Annotated in this window: 25 protein-coding genes, 1 tRNA gene and 1 pseudogene; 7 read left to right on the forward strand and 20 right to left on the reverse strand. The window is 62.7% G+C overall.

Features of this window, described 5'->3' with window-relative positions; translation table 11 throughout:
• The first annotated feature begins 25 nt into the window (after window positions 1-25).
• Both obgE and proB read left to right on the forward strand, forming a co-directional pair.
• On the forward strand, window positions 26-1,114 hold the full coding sequence (gene obgE, locus WG899_RS19615; protein ID WP_339597346.1) for a GTPase ObgE: 1,089 nt from the start codon (window positions 26-28) through the stop codon (window positions 1,112-1,114).
• Window positions 1,111-2,229, forward strand: coding sequence for a glutamate 5-kinase (gene proB / locus WG899_RS19620; protein ID WP_339597347.1), 1,119 nt, complete (start codon window positions 1,111-1,113; stop codon window positions 2,227-2,229). The genes obgE and proB overlap by 4 nt, the downstream gene beginning before the upstream one ends.
• Window positions 2,230-2,280: 51 nt before the next feature.
• Here proB and WG899_RS19625 read toward each other — a convergent pair whose 3' ends face one another.
• A complete protein-coding gene (locus WG899_RS19625) occupies window positions 2,281-2,928 on the reverse strand; it encodes an RNA pyrophosphohydrolase (RefSeq protein WP_339597372.1) in 648 nt (215 codons plus the stop codon).
• Window positions 2,929-3,050: 122 nt separating this feature from the next.
• Between WG899_RS19625 and WG899_RS19630 the strand changes: the two genes are divergently transcribed.
• Together WG899_RS19630 and WG899_RS19635 are read left to right on the forward strand one after the other, a co-directional pair.
• Window positions 3,051-4,796 carry a proline--tRNA ligase gene (locus WG899_RS19630; RefSeq protein WP_339597348.1) on the forward strand — a complete coding sequence of 582 codons (1,746 nt, stop codon included), beginning with the start codon at window positions 3,051-3,053 and terminating at the stop codon, window positions 4,794-4,796.
• A 5-nt stretch (window positions 4,797-4,801) separates the two neighbouring features.
• Entirely contained in the window at window positions 4,802-5,422 is a 621-nt protein-coding gene (locus tag WG899_RS19635; RefSeq protein ID WP_339597349.1) for a lytic transglycosylase domain-containing protein, read from the forward strand.
• A gap of 90 nt (window positions 5,423-5,512) precedes the next feature.
• Here WG899_RS19635 and WG899_RS19640 read toward each other — a convergent pair whose 3' ends face one another.
• The 10 genes and pseudogenes from WG899_RS19640 to hemA form a co-directional block, all read right to left on the reverse strand.
• Window positions 5,513-6,448, reverse strand: coding sequence for a cation diffusion facilitator family transporter (locus tag WG899_RS19640; RefSeq protein ID WP_339597350.1), 936 nt, complete (start codon window positions 6,446-6,448; stop codon window positions 5,513-5,515).
• 67 nt (window positions 6,449-6,515) lie between these two features.
• Window positions 6,516-7,079, reverse strand: coding sequence for a cytochrome b (locus WG899_RS19645; protein ID WP_339597351.1), 564 nt, complete (start codon window positions 7,077-7,079; stop codon window positions 6,516-6,518).
• A 258-nt stretch (window positions 7,080-7,337) separates the two neighbouring features.
• Window positions 7,338-7,811: a cache domain-containing protein gene (locus tag WG899_RS22390; protein ID WP_444718878.1), complete on the reverse strand. Its 474-nt coding sequence runs from the start codon at window positions 7,809-7,811 to the stop codon at window positions 7,338-7,340.
• Between the two features lie 78 nt (window positions 7,812-7,889).
• A pseudogene (locus WG899_RS22395) lies at window positions 7,890-8,708 on the reverse strand (methyl-accepting chemotaxis protein); the annotation flags it as partial.
• 156 nt (window positions 8,709-8,864) lie between these two features.
• Complete coding sequence (locus tag WG899_RS19655) at window positions 8,865-9,443, reverse strand: UbiX family flavin prenyltransferase (RefSeq protein ID WP_339597353.1); 579 nt, start codon at window positions 9,441-9,443, stop codon at window positions 8,865-8,867.
• 7 nt (window positions 9,444-9,450) lie between these two features.
• Window positions 9,451-9,765, reverse strand: coding sequence for a Grx4 family monothiol glutaredoxin (gene grxD / locus WG899_RS19660; protein ID WP_339597354.1), 315 nt, complete (start codon window positions 9,763-9,765; stop codon window positions 9,451-9,453).
• 86 nt (window positions 9,766-9,851) lie between these two features.
• Window positions 9,852-10,517, reverse strand: a complete 666-nt coding sequence (locus tag WG899_RS19665) for a hypothetical protein (RefSeq protein WP_339597355.1) — start codon at window positions 10,515-10,517, stop codon at window positions 9,852-9,854.
• A gap of 146 nt (window positions 10,518-10,663) precedes the next feature.
• Window positions 10,664-11,518 carry a peptide chain release factor N(5)-glutamine methyltransferase gene (gene prmC, locus WG899_RS19670; protein ID WP_339597356.1) on the reverse strand — a complete coding sequence of 285 codons (855 nt, stop codon included), beginning with the start codon at window positions 11,516-11,518 and terminating at the stop codon, window positions 10,664-10,666.
• Window positions 11,515-12,600 carry a peptide chain release factor 1 gene (gene prfA / locus WG899_RS19675; protein ID WP_339597357.1) on the reverse strand — a complete coding sequence of 362 codons (1,086 nt, stop codon included), beginning with the start codon at window positions 12,598-12,600 and terminating at the stop codon, window positions 11,515-11,517. Before prfA ends, prmC begins: the two co-directional genes overlap by 4 nt.
• A gap of 78 nt (window positions 12,601-12,678) precedes the next feature.
• The gene (gene hemA, locus WG899_RS19680; RefSeq protein WP_339597358.1) at window positions 12,679-14,010 is read right to left on the reverse strand and encodes a glutamyl-tRNA reductase; all 1,332 of its coding nucleotides are present in this window, start codon (window positions 14,008-14,010) and stop codon (window positions 12,679-12,681) included.
• A 24-nt stretch (window positions 14,011-14,034) separates the two neighbouring features.
• Here hemA and WG899_RS19685 point away from each other — a divergent pair, with 24 nt between their 5' ends.
• Window positions 14,035-14,406, forward strand: a complete 372-nt coding sequence (locus WG899_RS19685) for a hypothetical protein (protein WP_339597359.1) — start codon at window positions 14,035-14,037, stop codon at window positions 14,404-14,406.
• On the opposite strand, the gene miaB is transcribed toward WG899_RS19685, so the two are convergent.
• The 4 genes from miaB to WG899_RS19705 form a co-directional block, all read right to left on the reverse strand.
• The gene (gene miaB / locus WG899_RS19690) at window positions 14,390-15,736 is read right to left on the reverse strand and encodes a tRNA (N6-isopentenyl adenosine(37)-C2)-methylthiotransferase MiaB (RefSeq protein ID WP_339597360.1); all 1,347 of its coding nucleotides are present in this window, start codon (window positions 15,734-15,736) and stop codon (window positions 14,390-14,392) included. The genes WG899_RS19685 and miaB overlap by 17 nt on opposite strands.
• Before the next feature lie 84 nt (window positions 15,737-15,820).
• The gene (locus WG899_RS19695; protein WP_339597361.1) at window positions 15,821-16,207 is read right to left on the reverse strand and encodes a hypothetical protein; all 387 of its coding nucleotides are present in this window, start codon (window positions 16,205-16,207) and stop codon (window positions 15,821-15,823) included.
• Window positions 16,208-16,313: 106 nt separating this feature from the next.
• Entirely contained in the window at window positions 16,314-17,666 is a 1,353-nt protein-coding gene (locus WG899_RS19700; protein WP_339597362.1) for a L,D-transpeptidase family protein, read from the reverse strand.
• Window positions 17,667-17,747: 81 nt separating this feature from the next.
• A complete protein-coding gene (locus WG899_RS19705) occupies window positions 17,748-18,974 on the reverse strand; it encodes a YybH family protein (protein ID WP_339597363.1) in 1,227 nt (408 codons plus the stop codon).
• 203 nt (window positions 18,975-19,177) lie between these two features.
• On the opposite strand from WG899_RS19705, the gene WG899_RS19710 reads away from it, so the two are divergent.
• Window positions 19,178-20,173 carry a hypothetical protein gene (locus WG899_RS19710; RefSeq protein WP_339597364.1) on the forward strand — a complete coding sequence of 332 codons (996 nt, stop codon included), beginning with the start codon at window positions 19,178-19,180 and terminating at the stop codon, window positions 20,171-20,173.
• A gap of 136 nt (window positions 20,174-20,309) precedes the next feature.
• Here WG899_RS19710 and WG899_RS19715 read toward each other — a convergent pair whose 3' ends face one another.
• The 5 genes from WG899_RS19715 to WG899_RS19735 form a co-directional block, all read right to left on the reverse strand.
• Entirely contained in the window at window positions 20,310-21,374 is a 1,065-nt protein-coding gene (locus WG899_RS19715; RefSeq protein WP_339597365.1) for a choice-of-anchor A family protein, read from the reverse strand.
• Between the two features lie 194 nt (window positions 21,375-21,568).
• A complete protein-coding gene (locus tag WG899_RS19720) occupies window positions 21,569-22,570 on the reverse strand; it encodes a RidA family protein (protein WP_339597366.1) in 1,002 nt (333 codons plus the stop codon).
• 79 nt (window positions 22,571-22,649) lie between these two features.
• The gene (locus WG899_RS19725; RefSeq protein WP_339597367.1) at window positions 22,650-23,678 is read right to left on the reverse strand and encodes a sulfate ABC transporter substrate-binding protein; all 1,029 of its coding nucleotides are present in this window, start codon (window positions 23,676-23,678) and stop codon (window positions 22,650-22,652) included.
• A gap of 421 nt (window positions 23,679-24,099) precedes the next feature.
• Window positions 24,100-24,176 (reverse strand) — tRNA-Met (locus WG899_RS19730).
• A gap of 60 nt (window positions 24,177-24,236) precedes the next feature.
• Window positions 24,237-25,133 (reverse strand): delta(1)-pyrroline-2-carboxylate reductase family protein, encoded by an 897-nt coding sequence (locus tag WG899_RS19735; protein WP_339597368.1) that lies wholly within the window; start codon window positions 25,131-25,133, stop codon window positions 24,237-24,239.
• Window positions 25,134-25,424: 291 nt separating this feature from the next.
• On the opposite strand from WG899_RS19735, the gene ftsY reads away from it, so the two are divergent.
• Window positions 25,425-26,621 (forward strand): signal recognition particle-docking protein FtsY, encoded by a 1,197-nt coding sequence (ftsY, locus tag WG899_RS19740; RefSeq protein ID WP_339597369.1) that lies wholly within the window; start codon window positions 25,425-25,427, stop codon window positions 26,619-26,621.
• The last annotated feature ends 63 nt before the right edge of the window (window positions 26,622-26,684 follow it).

A 26,684-nucleotide genomic window follows, 5' to 3' on the forward strand; every position in this document is an offset into this window, starting at 1 on the left:
TCAGCCTCAAAAGGCGCGTAGCAATATGAAATTCATCGACGAAGCCACCATCGACATTGTGGCCGGCAATGGTGGTGCCGGCTGTGCCAGTTTCCGCCGCGAAAAATTCATCCCCTTCGGTGGACCGGATGGCGGCGACGGTGGCCGCGGTGGCAGCGTCTTTGCTGTTGCAGACAGCAACCTCAATACCCTGATCGACTACCGCTATGCGCGCCGCCATGAGGCTCGCAATGGTGAGGCCGGCCGTGGCTCTGACTGCTACGGTGCCGCTTCCGATGACGTCATCTTGCGCATGCCGGTCGGCACCATCGTGCGCGATCTGGAAACCGATACGGTGATCGCCGAGTTGCTGGAGCCAGGCGAGAAAATCATGCTGGCCAAGGGTGGCGATGGCGGTTTCGGTAATCTGCATTTCAAGACCAGCACCAACCGTGCGCCGCGTCAAAAAACGCCTGGCTGGCCGGGTGAGGCCAAGAAGGTCAAGCTGGAGTTGCGCGTGTTGGCAGACGTCGGCTTGTTGGGTCAGCCCAATGCCGGCAAGTCCACATTGATCACGGCCGTGTCGAATGCACGACCCAAGATCGCGGATTACCCCTTCACCACCTTGCATCCGAATCTGGGTGTGGTGCGCGTTGGGCCCGAGAAGAGCTTTGTCGTCGCCGACATTCCGGGCTTGATCGAAGGCGCCGCAGAAGGTGCGGGTTTGGGTCACCAGTTCCTGCGTCACTTGCAGCGCACCCGCCTGCTCTTGCATGTGGTCGATCTGGCGCCTTTTGATCCGGCAGTCGACCCGGTTGCCGAAGCCAAGGCCATCGTCAACGAGTTGAAGAAGTACGACCAAGAGTTGTATGACAAGCCTCGCTGGCTGGTCTTGAACAAGCTGGACATGGTGCCCGAGGAAGAGCGCGCTAAGCGCGTCAAAGACTTCGTCAAGCGCTATAAGTGGAAGGGCCCGGTCTTCGAGATCTCGGCGCTGACCCGCGATGGTTGCCAGCCCTTGATTCACGCCATCTACGACCACGTAGCCACAGCGCACAAGGTCTTGGTTGAGGTTGACCCGCGCTTCCCGGAGGGTAAGCCTGTCTCAGCGGCAGCGGCCGACGACGCGGAATGAGCGCGGCGCTCCAGGGCGCGAAGCGCATCGTCGTCAAGGTCGGCTCGAGCCTGGTTACCAACGAGGGCCGAGGCGTTGATGCCGATGCCATTGGCAATTGGTGCCGCCAGCTTGCGGCCTTGGCCGCCGATGGGCGCGAGTTGGTGATGGTCTCCAGTGGCGCAATTGCCGAAGGCATGAAGCGCCTGGGCTGGGCCACTCGGCCCAAGGAGTTGCATGAGCTGCAGGCCGCCGCTGCTGTGGGGCAGATGGGCCTGGCGCAGATGTATGAAAGCAAGCTGCGTGAGCAGGGCATGGGCAGTGCCCAGGTGCTGCTGACCCATGCCGACCTTGCCGATCGCGAGCGCTACCTGAATGCCCGCTCCACCTTGCTGACCCTGCTGCAACATCGCGTGCTGCCGGTCATCAATGAGAACGACACCGTCGTCAATGACGAAATCAAGTTCGGCGACAACGACACCTTGGGTGCCCTGGTCGCCAATCTGATCGAAGCCGATGCACTGATCATCCTGACCGATCAGCGTGGGCTGTACTCGGCCGACCCGCGCCGGGATCCGAATGCGCGATTCATCGATGAGGCCGTGGCCGGCACGCCCGAGTTGGAGCAGATGGCGGGTGGCGCCGGCTCCTCTTTGGGGCGCGGCGGCATGATCACCAAGATATTGGCGGCCAAGCGCGCCGCCGGCAGTGGCGCCAATACGGTGATTGCCTGGGGCCGCGAGCCCGATGTCTTGTTGCGTTTGGCGGCCGGCGAGGCCATTGGCACCGCCTTGATGGCGTCCACGCCAAAGCTTGCGGCGCGCAAGCAATGGATGGCCGATCATCTGCAGTTGCGCGGTTCCGTCGTCGTCGATGCCGGCGCAGCGGCCAAGTTACAGGGCGAGGGCAAGAGCCTGCTGCCCATCGGCGTGGTCGAGGTGCAGGGCGACTTCCATCGTGGTGATGTGATCGCGGTGCGCGACGCTTCTGGCCGAGAGATGGCGCGAGGCCTGACCAACTACTCGAGCACCGAGGCGCGCTTGATCGCCCGCAAGCCTTCCGGTGAATTCGAGCGCGTGCTCGGCTACACCGCCGAGCCCGAGTTGATCCACCGGGACAATATGGTGCTGAGTTGAATTGAGTCGGAGTCGCCGCCGTGTTTGTTGCGGCCGTGACTCCGAGTTCAATCAGTCCTTGTTTGGCGGCTCGGTTGGCAGGTCGGATGGGGCCAGGTTTTGCGCGGCTTCCATCGTAGGCTTCGGCTGCTGGTCAACTTGCCGTTCGCCTTGCGGATGGTTGCCATGATCACCCCGATGCTGCTGTGGCCGCATGCCGCCGCGCAGATAGCGGTTGTGATGGTTGATGCGCGGCAGGTAGCGGGCCAACTCGGTCAGCGCGTTCTCGTAGACCCCGCGCTTGAACTCGATCACGGCCTCCAGCGGCACCCAGTAATCGTTCCAGCGCCAAGCATCGAACTCCGGGTGGTTGGTGGCGCGCAGATTCATATCGGAATCACGCCCCAACAACTGAAGCAAGAACCAGATTTGCTTTTGGCCGCGGTAGTGGCCGCGCGCATCACGCCTGATGAAGTGGTCGGGCACCTCATAGCGCAGCCAATCACGCGTGCGCGCGATGATCTGCACATGGTCAGGAACAAGCCCCACTTCTTCATGGAGCTCACGAAACATCGCCTGCTCGGGCGTTTCACCATAGTTAATGCCCCCTTGCGGGAACTGCCAGGAATGGGTGCGGATACGCTTACCCCAAAACACTTCATTCCTGTGGTTGAGCAGGATGATGCCGACGTTGGGCCGGAAGCCGTCACGGTCGAGCATAATCAACCTCGAATCTTTAGTTAGATCAATTATTGCATTGGGATGCCGCTCTGGCATCGTCCTCGCTAACCCTCAGACCCCGAACCCTGCTTGGCCTTGACGGCCGAGCCTTGCGAAGCGCCATGAAAGCCAGCCAGTTTTTCGTCTCCACCCTCAAGGAAGCCCCCGCCGACGCCGAAGTGGTCAGCCACAAGCTCATGATGCGGGCCGGCATGATCAAACGGATCGGCGCCGGCATCTACAACTACATGCCGATGGGCCTGCGGGTGATCCGCAAGGTCGAGGCCATCATCCGCGAGGAAATGACCCGTGCCGGTGCGGTGGAGTTGTTGATGCCGGTGGTTCAGCCGGCCGAACTGTGGCAAGAAACCGGCCGCTTCGACAAGATGGGCCCGGAGTTGATGCGCGTGAAGGACCGCCATGGCCGCGACTTCATCATCCAGCCCACCTCTGAAGAGGTGATGACCGACATCGCCCGCCAAGAGCTGCGCAGCTACAAGCAGCTGCCGAAGAATTTCTTCCACATCCAGACCAAGTTCCGTGACGAGCGTCGTCCGCGCTTTGGCGTGATGCGTGGTCGTGAGTTCACCATGAAGGATGCTTACTCCTTCGACCGAGATGTGGCTGCGGCCACGGTCAGCTACCAAGGCATGTACGCCGCCTACCAGCGCATCTTTGATCGCTTCGGATTGCAGTACCGTGCGGTGGCTGCTGACACCGGCGCCATCGGCGGCGAAATCTCGCATGAGTTCCAGGTGATTGCCGAAACCGGCGAAGACGCCATCGTTTACTGCCCGACCAGTGACTACGCCGCTAATATCGAATTGGCCGAAGGTGTGGCGCTCTTGAACGAGCGTGCTAGCGCGAATCAAGGTCTGACCAAGACCGCCACGCCATCCAAGAGCACTTGTGAAGATGTGGCGGCGCTGCTGGGCTTGCCACTGACCCAAACGGTCAAGTCCATCGTGCTGGCCAGCGACGAGCTCAATGAGCAGGGCGAGATCGTCAAGAGCACGGTTTGGCTCTTGCTGCTGCGTGGCGATCATGAGTTGAACGAGGTCAAGGCCGGCAAGATTGAAGGCCTGAAGGCCGGCTTCCGCTTCGCCACCGTGGGCGAGATCGAAGCTCACTTCGGCACCAAGCCCGGCTATCTGGGCCCGATCAACCTGCTCAAGCCGGTGAAGATCATTGCCGATCGCACCGTGACCTTGATGAGTGATTTTGTCTGCGGCGCCAACGAAGCGGACTTCCACTTCACTGGCGCCAACTGGGGTCGTGATTTGCCCGAGCCTGATTTGGTGGCCGACATCCGCAACGTCGTCGCTGGCGATCCTTCGCCGGACGGCAAGGGTGTACTGGCGATCCAGCGCGGCATCGAGGTCGGTCACGTCTTCCTGTTGGGCACCAAGTACTCGGCCGATATGAAGGCCACCTTTTTGGACGAAAACGGCAAGCCGCAGCTGATGGTGATGGGTTGCTATGGCATTGGCGTGACACGCATCTTGGGCGCTGCCATTGAGCAAAGCCACGACGAGCGCGGCATCATCTGGCCGGACGCGATTGCGCCGTTCAGCGTGGTGGTTTGCCCGATCGGCATGGACCGCAGCGAAGAAGTCAAGGCGGCCGCGCACAAGCTGCACGACGACCTTGCAGCCTTGGGCATTGATGTGCTGCTGGACGACCGCGGCGAGCGCCCCGGCGCGATGTTTGCTGACTGGGAGTTGGTCGGTGTGCCGCACCGAGTGGTGATCTCCGACCGTGGCCTGAAAGAAGGTCAGGTCGAGTACCAGGGTCGCCGCGATGCCGCGGCCAGCAAGCTGAGCCTGGACGAGGTCTTGGCACAGCTGAAGGCCAAGCTGACCACTTGAGTTCTATGCAGCGAGATCGACGCGGCCTCTTGCTTGGCGCGTTGGCCGCAGGCTTTGCATGGCCGCGAGTGAGTCAGGCCGGGGCGCAGGTCGAGGAGCCCTTGGCCGACGCGGTGCGTTCGGCCCTGAGTGCAGCCATCGGCTATTCGGCACCGCCCAAGCCGCGTTTTGACAATGTCGAGGCGCGGCTGGCTTATTTGCGCTGGCTCGGCGTGATGAGCGAGAAGCTCAAACCGCGCAAGAGCGAACCGCAGACCCGTATCGAATTTCTGGAAACGGTCTGGTACGAGGCCAAGCGGGCCGGGCTGGATCCCAGCTTGATGTTGGGTTTGGTGCAGGTGGAAAGCGGCTTTCGCAAATACGCCATCAGCACGGCCGGCGCACGCGGCTATACGCAGGTGATGCCGTTCTGGGCCAAATCGATCGGTGATGGTGAGGCCTCTCGGCTCTTCCATATGCAGACCAATCTGCGCTTTGGCTGCGTCATCCTGCGCCACTACCTGGATCGCGAGCAGGGCGATATGTTCCTGGCACTGGGCCGCTACAACGGCAGCCGCGGGCGGCCCGAGTACCCGCGCGCGGTCTTCGGGGCGCGCAAGCAGTGGTTGTTGCCCGGCGAGCAGTGAATTCTTGGCGAGGTTTGCCGTGCCGAACCGACGGCTGACCCGCCAATCTCTTGTCGACGGAGCCTGCGTCGCGGGACTTAGAGTCTCAAGTCACGCGTGGTCCAGATCCGGCCGACGCCAAGGGTCCACATGGGTCATCAGATTGAGCACCCGGTGGCGCAGCAGCACGCGCTGGCGCGCCAGCACCGCGATCTCATGCCCGGCCTCGACCGTGATCGTTGCATCCACTTCGATATGTGCATCGACGACGATCATGTCGCCCATCTTGCGGGTGCGCACATCGTGCACATTTTGGACGCCCGGCGTCTCCAGCAAGGTTTGCCGGATCGCCTGGACTTCTTGTTCGTCGGCCGACCGGTCCATCAAATCATGCAGGGCGTCCCAGGCAAAGCCCCAGCCCATTTTGCAGACCATAAAGCCGACGATCAGCGCGGCAATCGGGTCAAGGATCGGGTAGCCCGCCAAGTTGCCGATGATGCCCAGTCCAACCACCAGGGACGACGCCGCATCCGAGCGCGCATGCCAGGCATTGGCCACCAACATGCTGGACTTGACCCGCTTGGCCACGGCCAACATATAACGGAACAGCGTTTCCTTCGCCACCAGAGCCGCCCCTGCGACCCAGAGTGCGATGCCGTGCACCGTCGCCACCGTTTCCGGCGACTGCAGTTTGATCACCGTTGACCACAGCATGCCCAGGCCCACCGCGAGCAAGAGGCCGCCCAGCACCAGGGACGCAGCGGTCTCAAAGCGCTGATGCCCATAAGGGTGATCCTCGTCGGCATCTTTCTTGGCGTGATGGCTGGCCAGTAGCACCACGAAATCGGATACCAAATCGGACAGCGAGTGGATACCGTCCGCCACCAGACCTTGCGATTTCGACAGTACGCCAACGACCACTTGGGTGATGGTTAAGACCGTGTTGACGGCCACGCTGACCCAGGTGCTGACGGAGGCCGCGCGCGCGCGTTCTTCTGGGCTGTGAAGGCGGTCTTCGGGGTCGTCTGCAAAGTCGGTTTGATTCATGGGCTATGAGGGCAAGAGCTGAAAAAGGCTGAACCTGCTCGTGCGTTCAGTCCCCGTGTACGGGGCTTCATTCTCGCCGAGACAGCATGCGCAGCAGGGTGTTGTCGCGCACAAGGTAATGGTGATAAAGCGCCGCCGCGGCATGCAGGCCGATCAACACATAGCCGATGCTGCCGCAGGTTTCATGCAACTCCTCCAGGAGTTCTGCGGCGGATTCGCTGGGTGCCAACAGGGCGGGTAAGAACGGCGGCAAGTGCCAACCAAAGAAGTCGGGCATGGTCTTGCCTTTGGCGCTCAAAGCCATCCAGCCGAGCAGGGGCATCAACAGCATCAGACCATACAGAGCGATGTGCATGGCGCTCGCAGCGAGCTTTTGCCACCCGGCCGGAGCGGGTTCGATGCGCGGGCCGGTATCGGTGAGGCGCAAGGCCAGCCGCAGCGCGACAAGCAGCCAAACGCTGAGCCCCAGCATGAAGTGCCAATTCTTCATTCCTTGGCGCAGACCACTGCCGCGTGGGAACAAACCACGTAACTCAATACATGCATAGACCGCGGCAATCAGTCCCAGCATCAGCCAATGCATGCCAATGGACAAATTGCCGTAGCGGCTAGGAGTGTTGCGCCAGTTCATAGGGTTCCTAGGTTTGTAGAGAAACCGGAGGCCAAGGCGCTCCGCCCAGCACATTCAGAACCAATTGCAAGCGTGCAGGCGTTCAAAAGGTGGGGCAGCGGGGGCGTCGTGAGATCTAACGCGGCAATCAATGTGATCACCGTTAGCTATGCCATTGCCGCAATGTACGCGCTCAAGCCTGCTACCGGGCCATCTTCTGGAATTTACCGCCGCTGCCCAAGGTGTGGGTTGGCGGCATTCAAAGTGCTTTCGGCGTCATCAGACCTTGTAGACGCCGCAGCCGATCAGCAGATCGCCCGGCAGGCCCTGGACATAGGACACCTTTTCGTTGACGGCGCCCGATGTTGGGTTGACCGTTTGGTAGTCCACCCAGCCGCCACCCTGATCCACGCAGGCAAAGCCGTCTTGCAGCAAGCGCTGCCATTGCAAGCCCTGGACCTCGCGCAAGTGTTGGCCGGTCAGCGAGGGGTTGGGGCCGAAAGCGGTGAATATGCCTTGTCGGTTGAACACGAAAATGTACATATCGCGGTCGAAGAACTCGCTGTGCTTGTCCAGGAAGCTCTTGGTTGCCGCAGGCAAGCCGGCGCGCTTGATCAAGGCGCAGGCTTTGTCGACCAGCGCGCGGGCTTCGTCGGCGGCGCCTTGACGCAGGCGGATCGAGCGCACGGCCGTGGTCAGCAAGGCCGTGCGCTGCTCAAGTTCGCGGGCGGCATGGGCGGATTCGCCGACCATTTCGGCGTTGCGTTGGGTCAGCGCATCGGCCGCGTTCACCGCGGTGGCGATTTGGGCGAGTTCCTTGCACTGTTCGACACTGTCGGTGGAAATGGTGTGCACTTGCTCGGCCAATTCGCGCACGCCAAGCACGATCTCGCCCAGGGCATTTCCCACTTGCTCGATGCGTTTGACGCCTGTTTCAACCTGCTCGGCCGACTGCGCAATCAAACTCTTGACCTGGGCCGCCGAGCTGGCGCTGCGTTGCGCCAGGCTACGCACTTCGCTGGCCACCACGGCAAAGCCTCGGCCTTGCTCGCCGGCCCGGGCAGCCTCCACGGCCGCGTTCAAGGCCAGGATATTGGTTTGGAATGCGATGCTGTCGATCACCGCGATGATCTCGCTCATCTCGCGCGAACTGACTTCGATCTTGCGCACCTGAGCCACGGCGTCCTGCATCAGCGCCTCGCCGGATTCGGCCACGCCGCGCATGCGACTCGACACGCTATTCGCTTCGCGGGCCGAGCGGGCATTGCGCTCCAGCAGGCCGGTGAGGCGCTCAACCTGCACCGCCGCTTGCGACAAGTTCTTTGCTTGTTGCTCGGTGCGCTCGGCCAAGTCATGCGTGCCGCGCGCCAGATCGGCACCCGCCATCGCAGCAATGCTGGCATTGCTGCGGATCTGCGCAATCCGATTGGACAAAGAACTGCACATCGCATTGAAACGTGCCGCCACACTGCGTGCAGAGGCCGGCGCGTTGTGTGAAAGGTCGCCGCGCTGCGCAGCGTCCAGCCCCATGCTCAGGGCTTGCTCGTCGGCCTTGCTGCGGCCCAGGCCCTGTTTCCAGCGTGTCCATACGCCGGGCATTTGCGTCGTCTTTGTTGTCTGCGTCGCGCTTGCTTGCTTCTCACCTGCCATGGCTGATCCATCCTCGGTCGTATCTGCGGGGAACGCCCCACGTACAAGCACAGCATGCGCGCGCTCGCAAAAATACTAAACCGTTGAGGTGCGAAGTAAGGCCTAAAAAGGCTGCGTCCTGGGCGTCAATTTGCCCGTGGACAAGCGTTCAGGCCTTCAGTTTTTCAGCCCGACCCACGCCTTGGGCTGGGCGCCGCTGACGCCCGCCAACTCCAGCACCCGTTCGGCGCTTTCGTTGACCAACTCGTCAATGCTTTGTGGATGGTGATAGAAGGCCGGCAGCGGAGGGAAGCAGATGGCACCCATCTCGGTCACGGCCACCATATTGCGCAGGTGGGCGAGGTTGAAGGGCGTCTCGCGCACCATCAAAATCAGCCGGCGGCGCTCTTTCAGCGTCACATCTGCGGCGCGGGTCAGCAGATTGTCGCCAAAGCCATGCGCCACCGAGGCCAGCGTCTTCATCGAGCAGGGCGCGATCACCATCGCGGCGGTGGCAAAACTGCCGCTGGCCACACAGGCGCCCACATCGCCGGGCGCATAGGCGAAGCTGGCTTCGCGCTCCAGGCTTTGTCGGTCCAGGCCCAGTTCATGGTGGGCATTGAGCACACCGGCCGGGGTGACGATCAGGTGCGTCTCCAGGCCTAGTTCGCGGCCACGGCGCAGCAAGCGCAGCGCATAGGCTGCACCGGTGGCGCCGGTGATGCCGACGACCAGTCTTTGCACGCCGCTGCTCATACGCTACTTAATTGGCGGCCAGCGCTTGTTGCAGTTCACCCGCCTCGTACATCTCCATCATGATGTCCGAGCCGCCGACGAATTCGCCATTGATATAGAGCTGAGGGATGGTGGGCCAGTTGGCGTAGTCCTTGATGCCCTGGCGCACTTCGGCGTCGTCCAGCACATTGAAGGTCTTCAGATCGGTGGCGCCGCAGGCCTTCAAGATCTGGACCGCACGGCCCGAAAAACCGCACATCGGGAACTGTGCCGTGCCCTTCATGAAGAGCATCACGCGATTGTTTTTTACCAGGTCATCAATGCGTTGCTGAACGTCGCTCATGGGTCATCTCGCCAAAAAGTGGAATCTTGGCCGAGATTATCGGTCAGCGGCGTTTCTCCTTCGCCGCGCCGGGTCAAAAACCGCGCTCAGTAGCTGTAGGACAGACCCAGTTGCAGTACCGGTCTGAAGCGCATATCGCGCAATAAGTCTTCCATGCCCTGCGCCCGGTTGCTGCCCAGGCGCAGGCCACTGCTCAGGCTGCCATTGACCAGCCCCAGGTCGGCGCTGATGCCCCAGCCGCCGCGCAGAGAGCGCCCGGTGTACCCGATGCCCAGGTAGGACATGGAACCATTAGGATCGTTCGCCTCGGTGTCGCCCGAGCCCAGCCCGAGGCTGCGTTGACCGATCGACAAACCCGGCGACAAAGAACCTGCGCTGGCGCCCAAGGCCAGGCTGGCGCTGCTGTGCGACAGGGAGCCCAGCATCAGGCCGCCGGTGGCGCGCAAGCCGCCCTGCACACCACCAAGGCCGGAGCCGGTCAGGTAATAGTCGCCCAAGAGGTTGGCACTGAGCAGGCGAGAGCTGGTGTAGCGCGGGCTTTCGATGCCGTAGGGGCCGGTCGAGCCGAGGGTCAGGCTGCTCAACTGCAGGCGGGCCTGCCAACTCGGCGTTGCTTGCAGCGGCGCCACGGCTCGTTCAACGGCCAAGGCTGGTAGGGCGAGCAAGGTGCTCGACAGTAGCAAACCGAGCGCGCCGCGCATACCGACATGGGCCAGTGAAGGGCGGAAATGGGGCCTGTGAACTGTCGTCATGGCAATCTCCTGCGGCGATGGGTTTGAGTCCATACTACGCCGAGGCGACGCCGCCGTGCGGGGAAAAATGCTCATGAATGGGCATTCTGTTTGCCCAATTGCTATGCATCGGGCAGGGCTGGCTGGCCGACCGTTTGGCCTTAGGCTCAGCCCGGCCAGCGACCGCCACTGACGCGGGCTTGTCCACCCAGATCCCGCCGCAGGCTCAGTTCGGTAAAACCGCGCAGGTGCAGGGCTTCGGCCACCGGCTCGGCTTGGTCGTAGCCATGCTCCAGCAGCAGCCAGCCGCCCGGCCGCAGGTGCTGTGGCGCCCCTTCAATCAATTGCATCAGGTCGGAGAGGCCGTTGCCGCCAGGCGTCAAGGCGCCCATCGGCTCATGCCGGAGCGCCGGCAGATGCGGGTCTTCGCCGGCGATATAGGGCGGATTGCTGACGATCAGTTCGAACTGTCGGCCCGTCAAGGGCTGCCACCAGCTCCCTTGGTGGAAGCTGAGGTCCAGTTGAAGTCGGCGGGCATTCTCTTGCGCGATCGCCAGTGCTGCCACACTCAGATCGACCGCCGCGACCTGCGCTGCCGGGTGGCTGGCCTTGATTGCCAGCGCAATCGCGCCGCTGCCGGTGCCCAGATCGACGACGCGGGGTGGGCTGGAGCCCAGGCTTGTTTCAAATCCAGTGGCCAATATTTCCAGCGCCCAGTCGACCAGCGTCTCGGTGTCGGCGCGCGGCACCAGGGTGTCGGGCGTGACCTTGAGCAGCAGACCGTGGAATTCTTTTTCGCCCAGCAAATAGGCCAGCGGCATGCCTGCCGCGCACTGCTGCAACTGCGCCAACAGCGATGCCGCTAGTTCGCTCGGCAATGGCGCATCGTCATGGCTGATCAGCCAGGCGCGGTTCTGCTGCAATGCCGCGCCCACGAGCAACTGGGCGTCGAGGCGGTCGACGCCCAGGCCTTGCGCCAATTGCAGGGCGCTGCGAACGTCGCTTGGGAGCGCAGGCGTCATGCGCGCCCCGCTTCCAGCACGGCCAACTGTTCGGCCGCCTGGGCAGCTTGCAGGCCGGCGGCCACATCATCGAGGTCGCCGTCCATGATGGCGCCGAGCTTGTAGAGCGTTAGGTTGATGCGGTGGTCGGTCAGCCGACCCTGCGGGAAGTTGTAGGTGCGGATGCGGTCGCTGCGGTCACCGGTGCCGATCAAGCTCTTGCGGTTGGCGGCGTCTTTGGCTTCGCGTTCGATGCGATCCTTGTCGCGCAAGCGGGCGGCCAGCACCAACATGGCCTTGGCCTTGTTGCGGTGTTGGCTGCGGTCGTCCTGGCATTCGGCCACCAAGCCGGTGGGGATGTGGGTGACGCGCACCGCGCTATCGGTCTTGTTGATGTGCTGGCCGCCGGCGCCGCTGGCGCGGAAGGTGTCAATGCGCAGCTCCGAGGGGTTTAGCGTCACTTCCTCGGCTTCATCTGGTTCGGCGATCACCGCCACGGTGCAGGCGCTGGTGTGGATGCGGCCCTGCGCCTCGGTGGCGGGCACGCGTTGCACGCGGTGGCCGCCGGATTCAAACTTCAGGCGGCCATAAACCTTGTCGCCCTCGATGCGAACCACCAGTTCCTTGTAGCCGCCCAGGTCCGACTCATTGGCCGACAAAATCTCGGTCTTCCAACCTTGCCGTTCGGCATAGCGCAGATACATGCGCGCCAAGTCGGCGGCGAACAGGGCCGACTCATCGCCGCCGGCGCCGGCGCGGATTTCCAAAAAGGCCGAGCGCTCATCATCCGGGTCGCGCGGCAGCAGGGCCAGTTGCAATGACTCATGCAGGCGCGTCAGATCGGCCTCGGCGGATTTGATTTCCTCGGCCGCCATCTCGGCCATTTCGGGGTCGGCCAACAGGCTCTTGGCCTCGATCAGATCGGCCTCGCGCTGCAGATACTGCTTGTATTGCGAGACCAGCTCCGCCACCTCGGCCTGCTCCTTGGTCAGCGCGCGATAACGCTTCATATCGGCGGCAATGCTGCCTTCGCTGAGGATGGTGTCGAGCTCGCTCAGGCGATAGGCGAGGCGGTCGAACTGCTGGCGCAGTGAGTCTTTCATGGCGGGTCCGAGGAGCAGAGAGCGGAGTGGCGCGTGGGCACAAGAGGCCGACGCAAGAGCTGGCGCTGATGGACGCCGCTAATACTCGCCGGGCCGCTCGTTGGCGACAGGGGTGATGCTCTCGGCTGGATTGCGGCTGCTGTTGCGCAGGAACAGGCGTGACACCGTCTGCGCCAGCTGCACCCGGTGCTCGCCATCGCTGGCGTGCAACTCGGCCATGGCGCCGTGCAGCATCTTCTGCGTCAGGCCGCGGCTCATCGCCTCCAGCACCTCTTCGACATTGGCGCCGCGGGCCAGCAGCTTGCGGGCGCGTGCCATCTCATGCTCGCGCCAGCCGTCGGCCTGTGCGTTCAAGGCCTGGATCAGCGGCACGGTGTTGCGTTGGCCCAGCCAATGCACAAAGCTCTGCACGCCGGTTTCGATGATGGCTTCGGCTTGTTCGACTGCTGCCTGGCGCTTCTCGCCGGCCGATTGCACCAAGCTGGCCAATTCATCGACGGTGTACAGATACACGTCGCCCAGCTTGGCGACCTCGGGTTCGATATCGCGCGGCACGGCCAGGTCGACCATGAACATCGGCCGGTGTTTGCGTAGCTTCAAGGCGCGCTCAACAGCGCCCAGGCCAATCAGCGGCAAGCTGCTGGCGGTGCAGGAAATCACCGCGTCGAATTCATGTAGGCGCTGCGGCAAATCGGCCAGGCGAATCGCCTCGGCGCCGAGATGGCTGGCCAGTTTTTCACCGCGCTCCAGCGTGCGATTGGCCACGGCCATCGCTTTGGGCGTCTTGGCGGCGAAATGGGTCGCCACCAGCTCAATCATTTCGCCCGCGCCAACGAACAGCACCTTGATCTGACTGAGGTCTTCAAACAATTGGGCGGCCAAGCGTACCGAGGCGGCCGCCATGCTGATGGAGTGCGCGCCGATCTCGGTGGAGCTGCGCACTTCCTTGGCGACCGAGAAGCCGCGCTGGAACAGTTGGTGCAAGGTGGTGCCGACGGTGCCGGCCTGGGTGGCCTCGCGCACCGCCTGCTTCATCTGACCCAGAATTTGCGGTTCGCCCAGCACCATGGAGTCCAGGCCGCTGGCGACGCGGAAGGCGTGGCGCGCAGCCGCGCTGCCCTCGCGCACATAAGCATGATCCATCAGCGCGGAACTGCTGACGCCGCCGATGCGGGCCAGCCAGTCAACCGCCGGCTTGATCATCTCGCCATGCCCGGCGACATAGAGTTCGGTGCGGTTGCAGGTCGACAGAATCGCCGCCTCGGTGCCCGACGGGCCGTGACCTGGCAAATGCAACTGATCGCGAAAACCGAGCAGCGTGGGCGCCAATTGCTCCAGCGAGAACGCAAAACGTCCGCGCAAATCCAAGGGCGCGGAGTTGTGATTCAAGCCAAGGGCAAATACGGTCATGGAGCGATTATAAAATTGACATCAATGGATCGCGGCGTCACCGCACGCATGCAGATGCCTAGCGAACTTGATGTGCATCAAGTATTTCGATTTTCCCCGCCCGACGAGAGCCTGCCCTTGAGTCCGATCGACGCCTTTTGGCATCTCAGCAATCTGTTTGCGCCGGCCTGGCTGGTGGCAGCCTTGATGGCTGCCGGCGCCAAACTTCTCTGGCGCCGCGAGCTGAAGGCGCGAGCCTGGCAACACCTGACCCTCTGGGGCGGCATCGGCGGTAGTATCGGCCTGATCGCGGCCCTGCTGCTACTCGGGCGTGACGGCAAGATGGCGGGTTACGGGCTGATGCTTTTGGGCATCAGCCTGCCGCAGTGCTATTTGAGCCTCAGGCCAGCACGCTAGCGTCTTCCACCGTCAGCACCTCGGCGCGCAGCGAATGCGCAAAAGCCTGGGTGATCTTGACGTCCACCAACTGATTCATCAGTCGCGCATTGCCCTTGAAGTTGACGATGCGGTTGCACTCGGTGCGGCCCATCAACTCGCTGGGGTCTTTGCGGGCATTGCCGGTGACCAAGATCTTGTGGGTCTGGCCGACCATGGTCTGGCTGATGGCCAGGGTGTTGGCCTCGATGACGGCCTGCAACTCTTGCAGACGGCGCACCTTCACTTCGTAAGGTGTGGTGTCTTCCAGCGCTGCAGCAGGTGTGCCGGGGCGCGGGCTGAAGATGAAGCTGAAGGAGGCGTCAAAGCCGATGTCTTCCACCAACTTCATCAGCTTGGCGTGGTCTTCTTCGGTCTCGCCGGGGAAGCCGACGATGAAGTCGCTGGCGATGCGGATGTCCGGGCGGATGGCGCGCAGCTTGCGAATCGTGCTCTTGAACTCCAGCGCGGTGTAGCCGCGCTTCATCGCCATCAAGATGCGGTCGCTGCCATGCTGCACCGGCAGATGCAGATGGTTGACCAGTTGAGGCACCTTGGCGAAGGCATCGACCAAGCGCTGATTGAACTCGTTCGGGTGGCTGGTGGTGAAGCGCAGGCGTTGGATGCCCGGGATCTCGGCCGCGTACTCCAGCAGCAGGGCGAGGTCGGCATATTCGCCGCTATCGCCCATCTTGCCGCGGTAGGCATTGACGTTTTGGCCCAGCAGATTGATCTCCATCACGCCCTGGTCGGCCAGACCCGCGATCTCGGTCAGCACATCGTCAAAGGGGCGTGAGACTTCTTCGCCGCGGGTGTAGGGCACCACGCAGTAAGAGCAGTATTTGGAGCATCCTTCCATGATGGAGACAAAGGCCGAAGCGCCTTCGACCTTGGCCGGCGGCAGGTTGTCGAACTTCTCGATCTCGGGGAAGGAGATGTCCACCTGCGGGCGCAACTCTGCGCTGCGCGCGGCCAGCATGGCCGGCAGGCGGTGCAGGGTTTGCGGGCCGAAGACCACGTCGACATAGGGCGCGCGCTCGATGATGGCGGCGCCTTCTTGGCTGGCGACACAGCCGCCGACGCCGATCAAGACGCCTTTTTCCTTCAGATGCTTGACGCGGCCAAGATCAGAGAACACCTTCTCTTGAGCCTTCTCACGAACCGAGCAGGTGTTGAACAGGATCAGGTCGGCCTGTTCCACATCATCGGTTTTTTCGTAGCCCTGGGCGGCGCCCAGCACATCGGCCATCTTGCCCGAGTCGTACTCGTTCATCTGGCAGCCAAAGGTTTTGATGAAGACTTTTTTGCTCATGACATTCTCGAGAAAACAGCGTCGCGGCCGCCTGGGCGGCGGCACGCGGAAACGGGGACTAAAAGGAGGAGGTTCGCGCTGAGCTCAGCGCTTGATCCAGACTTGCGAGGCCTGATCAAAGCTCCAGGCGGCGGCTTCTTGCGGGCTGCGGGGCCAGGTCTTGTTGGCCAACTCGACTGGGTTCAAGACCCAGACATCCATCAGCAGTCCGTTGGGGTCGACCGTGTAGTGCACCATCAGCTTGGCGCCACTGAGGGCGGCCGGTTGCTGCAGCAGATTGTTGTCGCCGCGTACGCGTGCACCGGGCGCCAGGCGAGCGGGTTTGCCGTTCAGGCTGATGTCGGGGCTTTGCAAGACCACCATTTCACCGCGCAAGGCTTGCACAGGAAAGGGGCGATGGGTTTGTGCCTGCACAGGCAGGCTTGTGGCGGCGGCCGCTACGACGAGGGCGCTCAAAACACAGCGGTACATGGTATGTGTCCAGTGGCTGCAAAAGGTGGGCGATTGTAGTCGAGGCCCTTGATTCGGGCGTCGCGGCGGTTCGGCTCAAGCCGGCGAGCTGCGGAATGTTGCCGCTTCAGCCCACCAGTCCGTCAAAGAAAATTGACCACTGGCCATTCTCTTGTTCACGCCAATATTGGCGCTTCAACTTCGGCCGTCCATCCGCATTGCTCAATTCGCGGTAAGTGACGATCTTGACCTTGGGGTGGTCCGGCCAGGGCAGCAGGCTGATGCGTTCCAGTGACTGCACCGGCAGCTCATGCTTGGCCATGCGGGCCAGATTGGCCTCCAGCTTGGGCGCTGCACTGTCCGAACCACGCTCCAGCCCGGGCTCGTAGAAGCTGCGCAGCAGCTGGGCATTCTGATCCAGCCGCGCCTGCTGCCAGCGTTTGTAGGCGGCCTCAAAACCACCGTCTTGCGGCAGCGTGGCGATGGCGTTACGGGCGACCCATTCGACCTGTTCGACGATCACCACCGGGGTTTCGCGTTCTGCCACCGTGTCGGCCAAGAGCTTCATTTCGTCGTTGCTCAGCACGATGCAGCCATCGGTCGACATCGGGCCGCGCGCGTAGTTGCCGGCGCGCTCGCCGTGCAACCAGATGCTGCTGCCACCATGGCCAAGCAGGCGGTCATACTCATTCGGGTAGTTCAAGGGCAGGGCCGCCGCGCCGTAGCGCGCCGCCGCTTCATCGCGGCGTATGCCGATGTGATACGTGCCCAGCGGGGTGCGCTGGTCGCCTTCTTCGAGTTTGCCGGTGCCGAGTTTGCCGATCGAGACATAGCTGTCGCGCAGCAGTTTCAGGCCTTCGGCGCTGTTCTCGAACAGGTAAAGCCGGGCGCGATGTGTGTCGACCACGATGGCGTGGCGCACCGCCGGTGACAGGCCCAACAAGGGCTTGGGTACGGCATCGATTGGAGGCCGCTCGACCAAGGCCGCCAAGCGCAGGCGCGCCTCGGCGCGCAGGCCTTCGCTGGACCCGGTCGGTGCACTGGCTGCCTGTTCGGGGCTTTGTGTGCCTATCGAAGGGTGGCCGCTGCGGGCCAGCAGCAAATCGCCCTTCAACAGTTGGGCGAGGGCAAAGTCCGGCCGCTGCTTGGTCAGTTGCTCAACCGTCGCCAGCGCCAGCGACTCTTCGCCGCGTGCCAGGTACTGGTAGCTGAGGATCAGCTGGCCTTCGGGTGTCTGGGTATCGGGGCGGGCATTGATCAAGCGCTCCGTGGCGGAGCCGATGGCCTTGGCCGAGCCGCTCAAGCCCTGAGCCAAGACGCTGGCTTGAAGGGCGGTTTGGCCTGGGCTGAGATCGACTTTCGCGAACACAAAACTGACCACTCCCAAGACCGCGGCCAAGCCCAAGCCGACCAAGACGCTTGGCTTGATTGCGCCGGCTTCGGTGGTTTGGACTGCGGTTTTTACGGACTGTTCAGACATGGGGCGGGCGGCTGATTCGGTCTCCTCGACCGGGCGCGGCGGAGGGCTGCGCGAGGTCGACGGAGCGTGGAGTCATGGACTTCAGTTGGAGGCTTCTTGCGTGATTTGCCAGTCGCCAGACTTGCTCTTCACCATTTCGATATTTTTGCTGCTCTTCACGTTCAGTGCATCGGAACTGTAGTCTTGGCGAACACGCACCATGGCCTTGTCGCCCGAGATTTTGATCTGCAGGTCCGACAGGCCGACGGAGATCTTTTTCTTGCTGGTAATGCGGGCCTGGCGCTCCTGCTCCCAGGCTTTGCGGCTGCTTGCCTTGCCCTTGAAATCGGGGGCGTAAGCGTCGTAGTAGGCCGACATGTCACGCTTGCTCCAGGCCTGGGCCCAGGCACGCAAGGCCTTTTCGACCGCCTGTTTGTCCTTATCCACCGCCTCGGGCTTGCTGGCTTCCACCTTGGCGGGCTCAGGCTTGACGGCCTCAACCTTGGCAGGCTCAGCCTTGGTCGGCGTGGCTGGTTTTGAGGCCGAAGCGGCGGCGAGTGCAGCAGCGGCAGGCGCGGGCGGGGCCGCAGCCGGTGTCGTGGCCTTAGTGGCTGCGGCGCTGGCCAGCTTGGTATCAGCCTTGGCCGCAGCTGTGGCTGCGGTGGCCGCCGTGGTCGTCGTTGCAGGCGTGGTCGCCGCTGTTGTGGCCGGAGCGGGGCTCGGCGCAGCGGTTGGGCTTGGTGCCGCTGCAACTGTAGGCGCGGGGCTGGCGGCCGGCTTCACCGAACGTGGGTCCACGCTGGACTCGAACACGTTTTGAACCACGGCCAGCTTCAGCGGCAGGGCCGTGTCAGACTTGTCCAGGGCCAAGGCTTTTTTATAGGCTTGGCCGGCCAGTCGGGCGTAGACATCACCCAGATTCTGGAATGCGGTGGCATAGGTTGGGTTGGTGCGGATCGCCAACTCCAGCGCTTGGCGAGCTTTCTCGTAGTCGCCCTGGTTGCCGTACAGCACGGCCAGGTTGTTGTAGGGGCCAGGCAACTCGGGGTGGGTTTCGGTCAGCTTTTGGAACACAGCAATGGCCTCGGCCTGACGGTTCAGCAGCGACAGGGCAATGCCTTTTTGCAAACGCAAGCGCGGGTCATTGGGCTTGGCTGCCAGCAACTGGTCAACCTTCTTCAGCCCTTCGGCATGCTTGCCGCTGGCCAAAATGGCTTGCACATCGGTGACCTCATCGGCCCAAGCCAAGCTCATGCCCAAGGCCAGGCTGGTGGCCAGACAGATCGAACGAAGCGAAAAAGTCGGAGTCGCGGCTTTGAGGTTGCTCATGGTCAGGCTGAAATGGTTTGTGGGGATTGTAGTTGCCGCTTACTCAAGGCAATGGCATTCAGCTCGCATGCTAGAGTCACCGTCAACTCGAAATTCCAAATAGGCCTGCGCACCGTCGTGCGCGCGGCGTTCTTGCGTATTTTTCTCGATCAATTGCACCGTACCACTTCGTTTGCATGCAAAGCCGCCGCTCCATGACCCTCATGCATTCAAACCGCCCCGCCGGCAAGGCGGCCGGCGCGTGTTCCGGTGTCTTGGCTCTGCTGCTGTCTTGCCAGTCGGCATGGGCTTTGGAGTTCGGATCGGTGCAATCGCTGGCGGGCTTAGGCCAGCCTCTGTCCTTGCAGTTGCCGGTGCGCTTCAATCCGGGCGAAGCGCGCCGCGCCGATTGCCTCAAGGTGCGGCTTGACGCCGGTGAGCGCAATTTGTCCGATGGCGAAATCGAACAAGGCTGGGTCAAGGCCAAAGGCGCAAACAAGCGCGATGAGCAGGCCGGGCTGATTTGGATTCGGAGCCGCGCCGAGATGGCGGAGCCCGTGCTGCGCCTGTCGATTGGTTGCCCGCAACAGCATCTGGCGGTTTTTGTGGATCCGGTGTCCTTGCTGCCGCCGCCGGCCGCAGGTGTAGCGACAAAGATTGAAGCCCAAGCCTTGCCCGAAGTGGCCCCGGCCAAGTCCGCGCCGCGTGCCATCAAGGTGCGGGCGGAGCGGCCGTCGGGCCCGGTCTTGCGAATGGATGATCCGGGCCTACCACCCTTGAGTCTGCCGGATGCAGAAGTGCCGGGGCTGCGTTTTCGATTTGATAGCGATCTGGCGCCGACCATGACCGCCCGCCCGCTGCCCGTCAGCGGGCGCGAGCCCAAGCCGCGCGCAGAGCGCCGCATCAGCTTGTTGATGGCGATTGATGTTGGGCGGGCCTTGGGCCCGGCTGAGATGTTGACACTCGACGCCGGCCAGGGCAGCAGCAGTGCCCCGGCGCGATTGGTGCGGGCGCAGCAGCAGTTTGATGCCTTGCAAGCCGATCAACGTGCCCTGCGTTCCGAGATGGACCAGTTGCTGGCCGATATGGAGCAGCGCCGGCAGGCCTCCGTGCGGACCTGGCGCTTGGCGGCCATCGTCGCCTTGGGACTGGCGGTGTTGGGCGCCGGGCTGTTTTTCATGAGCAAGCGCCGCCGCAAGCCCAGAGCGACGGCGGCTTGATGCTCGGGCGCCAAGCTCAGTGAATGCAAAAAGGGCTGCCGAGGCAGCCCTTTGTACGACCGTTGATTCGATCGTCTATACGATCCTCGCGGCGCATTTCACGGGCGAATGCGTCGAGTCGTGGCTCGCTCTATTTTCAGGCCGCGATACGGCGGCGAGCGACAAAGCCCAGCACGCCCAGGCCGGCCAGCATTAGCGCGTAGCTCATCGGTTCGGGCACTTGAGTGGTGATGCCTTTGAAGGGCTCGTAGCCCAGTTCCAGCGTGCCATTGGGGCCCGCGCTCAGCGAGTTGGCGATCAAGGTGCCCTCCAGGTGGCCGGAGCCGATCACGTCGGCCTTGATGGCCAGCACCGAGCCGTTCACAAAGGTGCCCACATTCAGGCTGGTGGCGCTGCTGAAGTTGTAGATGATGCTGTCGCGGAAGCTCGCTTGCTGGTCATTGGCGGGGTCAAACTGAGTCTTGCCCAGGGCGCCGTAGCCCACAAAGCCGCCGAAGTCCACGACGGTCAAGCTGCTGTTGATGATGACCTGGGTGCCGGCCTTGATGTTCTGCAGTTGCAGGCCACTTTTCAGCGAAGCATTGCCGAGGTTGAAGACTTGCGGGTTGGTGCTGCCGTCGCCGGTCAGCTTCAGACCTTGCGAGCCACCCAGGTCCTCCCACTTGCCATTGGCCGTGCGAGCGGAGAGGTTGGTGGACAGGGCGCCCAGCTGAGTTTTGGCCGCGTCGAAGTTGAGGTAGTTGGCGTTTTGGGTGGCGGCGCGGTACTGCCAATCGCTCGCAATCAGGCTGGTGCCGTAAACAATATCGCCAGTTTTCAATTTGCCGGGCACCCACTCGGCATTGGACGGGCCAATGCTGGCATTGGTGTCGATATTGGTAGTCGGCCCGTTGTAGATCGAGCCCGTTTTGCTGCCACCCGCGTTGGTCAGCGACACGCCGCCCTTGACGATCAGCGACGGAGCGCTCGAGCCATAGGGGTTGCGGTAGCCGATGTCGAAGCCCGAGGTCAGGTCGCCACCGACGGCCAAACGACCCTCAACGTCGGATGCGGCGTTCACGTTGCCGAAGAAGAATCCACTGAAGCCTTGGGCGGCGCCGAGGTCAATGACGGCGGCGTGTGCAGAACTGGCCAGCAGCAGAAGGGCTGCGGCAGATACCAATTTAAAACCAGAAAGATGCGACTGACATGTTTTCTTCACGGAAACTCCCTTGTGGCTTGGTGTTTGAGCACCCAACCAGAGGAGGGGCTTCCAAGGGAATTCTAGGGCTAACCCTGAAGCGCGCCGCCCCCGAAACAAGGGGTATCTAATTGGTATTTGTTTGCAAGGCCGCGCTTGTGATGCTCAATCGTTTCCATTGACGCAAGCGGCCAGGTTGGCGCTGTGGCCAAGGTTCAATGGCCGGCTTTGATTTCGATCACAGCCTTCAATGTCAGCGGCACGCCCTTGCGCAGGGAGTTGACGCCAATCACCGAGCGCGCATGCACGCCCGCGGGGCCAAACACCGCCGCCAGCAAATCGGAGGCGCCGTCCAAGACCTGGGCGTGGTCCTCAAAATCGGGTTCGGTGTTGAGTGAGCCTTGCAGGTCCACCACTTGGGCCACCAGATCCAAGGAGCCCAGCGTTTGCTTGATCGTGGCCAGCAGCTCGATGCAGGCCGAGCGGGCCATCTGGTAGCCCTCGGTGGCGTTGTATTCGCGCCCCAACTTGCCCTTGGGGGCGGCGCCCTGAATTGCCTGCGGCGCTTTGCCCGACAGAAACAGCAGTTGGCCGCTGCGGACGGCGCTGACGTAATTGCCGGCCGGCGCGCTGGCGGGGCTCAGTGCGAGGCCAAGCTTGATCAGTTGTTGTTCGGCGCTCATGCGACTGTCTTGCTTTTGAGTTGGGGTGCTGGGCTCAGCATAGAGCAACTCCTCGTCGCCATGTTCGTCCACGCGCCCCGAAGCTTGCCATTCGAGTTGACGGTAGAAGCCGTGGCTGCGCAAACGGGCGTCTCGACCGGCCATCAGCCAGGGCGTTTGCGAGCTTTGGGCCTGCAGATATTGCAGTGCTTGCTGAAGCAATGCGCGCCCGATGCCGCGGCCTTCTTGGCCGGCCAGCACGGCCAGCACCAAGACCTCGGCGGTGCTGGCATCGGCGGCGCAAAAAGCCAGCACCGCGCCTTGTTCTTCCCAGACCCAGGCGCGGTAGTTGGCGGTCAGCATTTGCTGCTGAATGCTTGCGGCGGTGATGCCTAATTCAGCCAACCGGGCGGCCGAAATAGCATTGTCTCGGGTGTGGCTGCGGACATGAAACATCGCGCCGATGTCCTTGACCTCGGCGAGACGCAGCAATGCGCCTGTCGCGGGTTTGGTTTCGGCGCCGAAAGGGCTGGGGTTTGGGTGGGGTTCGTGCATTGGTCCATCATGCCCGTGCCCTTTGCTGGCGCCAAGCGGCGAAATGATGCGTGGCGGGTCGTGGATGGCTGGGGCGAACTCAGCGGCCGCCGGGGCTGTAAATCTGATCGAAGTAGCCGCCGTCATCGAAGTGAGTCTTTTGAGCGGCGCGCCAACCGCCAAAGAGCTCGTCCACCTTGATCAGGCGGGTTCGACTGAACTGCTTGGCGTACTTGGCGGCGACCTTGGGGTCGCGCGGTCGGTAGAAATGCTTGGCAGCAATCTCTTGGCCTGCGGAGGTGTACAGGTATTCGAGGTAGGCCTGGGCTTGCGAACGGGTGCCGCGTTTGTCCACGACCTTGTCCACCACCGCCACCGGTGGCTCCGCCAAGATGGAGATGCTGGGGGTGACGATTTCGAACTTGCCGGCGCCGAGTTCTTTGATCGCCAGATGGGCTTCGTTCTCCCAAGAGATCAATACATCGCCGATGCCGCGTTCGGTGAAGGTAGTCAGCGCGCCGCGTGCGCCCGAGTCCAGCACCTTGGTATTGGCGTAGATGCGTTTGACGAACGCCTTGGCGCTGTCGGTGTTGGCGCCGGATTGCTGTTGTGCGTAGCCCCAGGCTGCCAGGTAATTCCAGCGTGCGCCGCCGGAGGTCTTCGGGTTTGGCGTGATGACGTCAACGCCCGACCGTGCTAGGTCCGGCCAGTCGGTGATTCGCTTTGGATTGCCCTTGCGCACCAGGAAGACGATGGTGGAGGTGTAGGGTGAGGCGTTGTGGGGCAGGCGGGCTTGCCAGTCCGCCGGCAACAGGCGGCCCTTGTCATGCATTGCGTCGATGTCATAGGCCAGGGCCAGGGTCACCACATCGGCATCCAGGCCGTCAATCACCGAACGCGCCTGTTTGCCGGAGCCACCATGCGACTGTTTGATCGTCAAGCTTTGGCCTGTCTTGGCCTTCCAGTGCTTGGCAAAGGCGCTGTTGACTTCTTGGTATAGCTCGCGGGTGGGGTCGTAAGAAACGTTGAGCAATGAAATTTGCGGCAGGGCTTGCGCCAGGGTCAAGCCGGTGGCGCCCAATAGCAGGACGGTGGCTACTAGGCTGAAGGAGCGTCGAAACAGGGTCATGGCGGCCGGTGCTGTTTGATGGGGAGTGGAGGGCGGTGCTGCGCCCCTGTCCTTTGGGTCGACCCTCACTCACTCAGTGAGTCACTCAGTCAGTTGGGCTCTGGGTGCGCAGAAGCCTCACTGTAGGCAGAGGATGCCGCCGCGCGAACCAAGAAGTTCTGCAATGCATATGCACAAAACGCGAGGTACTCCGTGCGGAAGAGTGGCGCGGGCCATGTCTGAGTTTGACGGTCAACCCGGGTGCGGCTTCGCATTCTTGGTTGCCTGCAGCGGCTTCGCGCGGCCTTGTTTGGGCCTATGGGCTGCAGGCTGTCCTCGTGTGACTTAGCGCAAGCGTTTTACAATCGAAGCGGAAGGCCCAAAGCAAAAAGCCACCGCTAGGGTGGCTTTTCTTCTAAGTGCTGTATGCACAAAGATAATTTGGTGGCGCTTCAGGGATTCGAACCCCGGACCTGCGGATTATGATTCCGTCGCTCTAACCGGCTGAGCTAAAGCGCCTCAAGCCCTCTACTATAGCATCGACTTTTTAAAGTTCGCAAGAGTTTTTTCAAAAAAGTTTTATTCGGCCAGTGCGGTGCGCACGGCGGCCAGATCCCAAGCCGCATGGCCGACCGTCTTGTAGAGCATCGGCGCCCGCGCGTTGCCGGGGTTTGAAAGGGCTTCTGCCAGGGCGTGAACGCGGCTCCAGTCCAGGCCGGCCTGGATGAGGTCGCCGGCCTCATGCTTGGCCCCTTCAATGTCGTCAACCCAGACTTGTCGGCTGCGCACCTGGGCGGCGGGCAATTCGGCCATTTGCGGCGTGAAGCTGCCGAGCCCGACGATCAAGGTGTTGGGGTCGATCTGCTCGGGCAGCACCGCGGTCAATGAGGTGGTTGCCGCGACGGCAGCGCTGGCGTCCTCGAGGGCTTGCGCCAGGGGCAGGACGCGGGCGTTCAAGCCTTGTTCGGTCAGGCTGGAAGCGAAGGCGTCGCTTTGGGCGCGGCCGCGGCCCACGCAGCGCAGTTGCACGCCGGGCCAGCGTTCGCCCATGGCGAGGGCATGGGTGAGTGCCTGCGCACCGGTGCCGACCAGGACCACGCTTTCAGGTGCGCGAGCCAACAAGGTTTCGATGCCTAGCAGGGTGACGGCGGCGGTGCGACGAGCCGTGACGACCATGCCGTCCAGAATGATCAGGGCCGTGCCGCTGGAGGCTTCGCTGACCAAGACGCGGCCTTGGATGGTGGGTTGGCCGCGCTCGCGGTTGGCGGGCGTGACGGCCACCAGTTTGGTGACGGCATAGCTTTTGTCGGTGCAGGGCATCGCCAAATAGCTGCCGCCTTCGGGCAGCGGCAAGACGGTGCGCGGGCTGGCGTTGATCAGGCCGTCGCGCAGATCCAGCATGGCTTGGGCCACGGCGGGGATCAGCCGCTCATAGGGCAGAAGGTCGGCCGTCGCTTCGGCATTGAGTATTCGCATGATGCAGTCCTCCGGTGCGATTGGACCCGCCATTTGGCCCGGCTTTTGACCCCAGTCTGGCTGGCAATTGGCCAGCCCTTGATCGACAAGGGTCCGGTGCTTCGGCGGCTTGATTATGATTCGGCTCCAACGATACCTCGGTGGCGTTGCGCTCCAAGCATCTAGCTTGGGCAAGCGTGCGCAATCGCCGAATCTGCAATTTGGCTGAGGTAGCCAAGTTCGGATTTCCAATCAAGTGCCAGCCGAAAGGCGAGCCCCCGCGGCTGTTTGGCACCCCTCTCGGGCAAATTGATGTTCAGCTTCTTCAAGAAAAAGTTTGCGCCTGCACCTGCACCTGCACCTGCACCTGCACCTGCACCTGCACCAACTCCCGTGCCAGAGGCCGCTTCAAGCGCTCCTCCGGCGGCGGTGGCGCCGGAGCCCATGCTCGATCAGTTGCAGGGTCCCGTGGTGAGCCCGGCGCCGGTTGCTGTGCCCGATCTGCCTCCCGTTGTCGCGCCCGAGTTGCCGGCGCCAGCGCCGCTTGCGGCTCCTGTTCCAGCTCCAGTTGCGACACCAGTTGCGGCGCCCGTGGCGGCACACGCTGAGCCGCGCCGCAGTTGGATGGACAAGCTTCGCCAGGGCCTGCGTAAAACGGGATCGAGCATCGCGCAGGTCTTCACCGGGACGCAGATCGATGACGCTTTGTACGAGGAACTCGAAGAAGCGCTGCTGATGGCCGATGCCGGCGTCAAGGCGACCGAGCATTTGCTGGCCGACCTCAAGCGCCGGGTCAAGGACGCCAAAGCGACCAACCCTCAGGCGGTGCGAGGCTTGTTGGTGGATGCCTTGACCGAACTTTTGCGGCCGCTTGAAAAACCGCTGACCGTGGGCCAACACAGCCCGACGGTGATGATGGTGGTGGGCGTGAACGGCGCCGGCAAAACGACCAGCATCGGCAAGCTGACACGTCATCTGGCCGAGGCCGATCAGAAAGTGCTGCTGGCCGCGGCTGACACCTTCCGCGCTGCGGCGCGTGAACAGTTGGCGGTGTGGGCTGACCGCACCCAGGTGCAGATCATCAGCCAAGAAGGCGGCGACCCCTCGGCCGTCACTTTTGATGCCGTGTCCGCCGGCCGTGCGCGCGGCTGCGATGTGGTGCTGGCCGATACCGCCGGGCGTTTGCCGACCCAACTGCACCTGATGGAAGAGCTGAAGAAGATCAAGCGCGTCATCGGCAAGGCGCAGGAGGGCGCACCGCATGAAGTGCTGCTGGTGGTGGACGGCAACACCGGCCAGAACGCGCTCAGCCAGGTCAAGTCTTTTGATGATGCGCTTGGTTTGACCGGCCTGATCGTCACCAAGTTGGACGGCACCGCCAAGGGCGGCGTGCTGGCAGCGATTGCGCGTGAGCGTGCCATACCGGTCTACTTCATCGGCGTCGGTGAGAAGCTGGAAGATCTGCAGACCTTCAATGCGCGAGAGTTTGCGCAGGCTCTGCTGGAATAAAAGGCAAGCCGCAAAGTAAAAAGGGCATCCAGCGCGGATGCCCTTTTTATTGCCGATGACCCG

It is taken from the genome of Paucibacter hankyongi (assembly GCF_037482915.1).
Classification (GTDB): domain Bacteria; phylum Pseudomonadota; class Gammaproteobacteria; order Burkholderiales; family Burkholderiaceae_C; genus Paucibacter_A; species Paucibacter_A hankyongi.

Excerpts from the sequence above, each read along its gene's own strand:
- WG899_RS19700 (WP_339597362.1), bottom strand. The coding sequence starts at position 17,666 with ATGTCTGAACAGTCCGTAAAAACCGCAGTCCAAACCACCGAAGCCGGC.
- WG899_RS19655 (WP_339597353.1), bottom strand. The coding sequence starts at position 9,443 with ATGAGCAGCGGCGTGCAAAGACTGGTCGTCGGCATCACCGGCGCCACC.
- WG899_RS19635 (WP_339597349.1), top strand. The coding sequence starts at position 4,802 with ATGCAGCGAGATCGACGCGGCCTCTTGCTTGGCGCGTTGGCCGCAGGC.
- WG899_RS19695 (WP_339597361.1), bottom strand. The coding sequence starts at position 16,207 with ATGTACCGCTGTGTTTTGAGCGCCCTCGTCGTAGCGGCCGCCGCCACA.
- WG899_RS19720 (WP_339597366.1), bottom strand. The coding sequence starts at position 22,570 with ATGCACGAACCCCACCCAAACCCCAGCCCTTTCGGCGCCGAAACCAAA.
- WG899_RS19705 (WP_339597363.1), bottom strand. The coding sequence starts at position 18,974 with ATGAGCAACCTCAAAGCCGCGACTCCGACTTTTTCGCTTCGTTCGATC.
- WG899_RS19710 (WP_339597364.1), top strand. The coding sequence starts at position 19,178 with ATGCATTCAAACCGCCCCGCCGGCAAGGCGGCCGGCGCGTGTTCCGGT.
- WG899_RS19725 (WP_339597367.1), bottom strand. The coding sequence starts at position 23,678 with ATGACCCTGTTTCGACGCTCCTTCAGCCTAGTAGCCACCGTCCTGCTA.
- WG899_RS19645 (WP_339597351.1), bottom strand. The coding sequence starts at position 7,079 with ATGAACTGGCGCAACACTCCTAGCCGCTACGGCAATTTGTCCATTGGC.
- prfA (WP_339597357.1), bottom strand. The coding sequence starts at position 12,600 with ATGAAAGACTCACTGCGCCAGCAGTTCGACCGCCTCGCCTATCGCCTG.
- WG899_RS22390 (WP_444718878.1), bottom strand. The coding sequence starts at position 7,811 with ATGGTCGGCGAATCCGCCCATGCCGCCCGCGAACTTGAGCAGCGCACG.
- obgE (WP_339597346.1), top strand. The coding sequence starts at position 26 with ATGAAATTCATCGACGAAGCCACCATCGACATTGTGGCCGGCAATGGT.
- miaB (WP_339597360.1), bottom strand. The coding sequence starts at position 15,736 with ATGAGCAAAAAAGTCTTCATCAAAACCTTTGGCTGCCAGATGAACGAG.
- grxD (WP_339597354.1), bottom strand. The coding sequence starts at position 9,765 with ATGAGCGACGTTCAGCAACGCATTGATGACCTGGTAAAAAACAATCGC.
- WG899_RS19665 (WP_339597355.1), bottom strand. The coding sequence starts at position 10,517 with ATGACGACAGTTCACAGGCCCCATTTCCGCCCTTCACTGGCCCATGTC.
- proB (WP_339597347.1), top strand. The coding sequence starts at position 1,111 with ATGAGCGCGGCGCTCCAGGGCGCGAAGCGCATCGTCGTCAAGGTCGGC.
- WG899_RS19735 (WP_339597368.1), bottom strand. The coding sequence starts at position 25,133 with ATGCGAATACTCAATGCCGAAGCGACGGCCGACCTTCTGCCCTATGAG.
- WG899_RS19640 (WP_339597350.1), bottom strand. The coding sequence starts at position 6,448 with ATGAATCAAACCGACTTTGCAGACGACCCCGAAGACCGCCTTCACAGC.
- WG899_RS19685 (WP_339597359.1), top strand. The coding sequence starts at position 14,035 with ATGGATCGCGGCGTCACCGCACGCATGCAGATGCCTAGCGAACTTGAT.
- WG899_RS19630 (WP_339597348.1), top strand. The coding sequence starts at position 3,051 with ATGAAAGCCAGCCAGTTTTTCGTCTCCACCCTCAAGGAAGCCCCCGCC.
- WG899_RS19625 (WP_339597372.1), bottom strand. The coding sequence starts at position 2,928 with ATGCTCGACCGTGACGGCTTCCGGCCCAACGTCGGCATCATCCTGCTC.
- prmC (WP_339597356.1), bottom strand. The coding sequence starts at position 11,518 with ATGACGCCTGCGCTCCCAAGCGACGTTCGCAGCGCCCTGCAATTGGCG.
- hemA (WP_339597358.1), bottom strand. The coding sequence starts at position 14,010 with ATGACCGTATTTGCCCTTGGCTTGAATCACAACTCCGCGCCCTTGGAT.
- ftsY (WP_339597369.1), top strand. The coding sequence starts at position 25,425 with ATGTTCAGCTTCTTCAAGAAAAAGTTTGCGCCTGCACCTGCACCTGCA.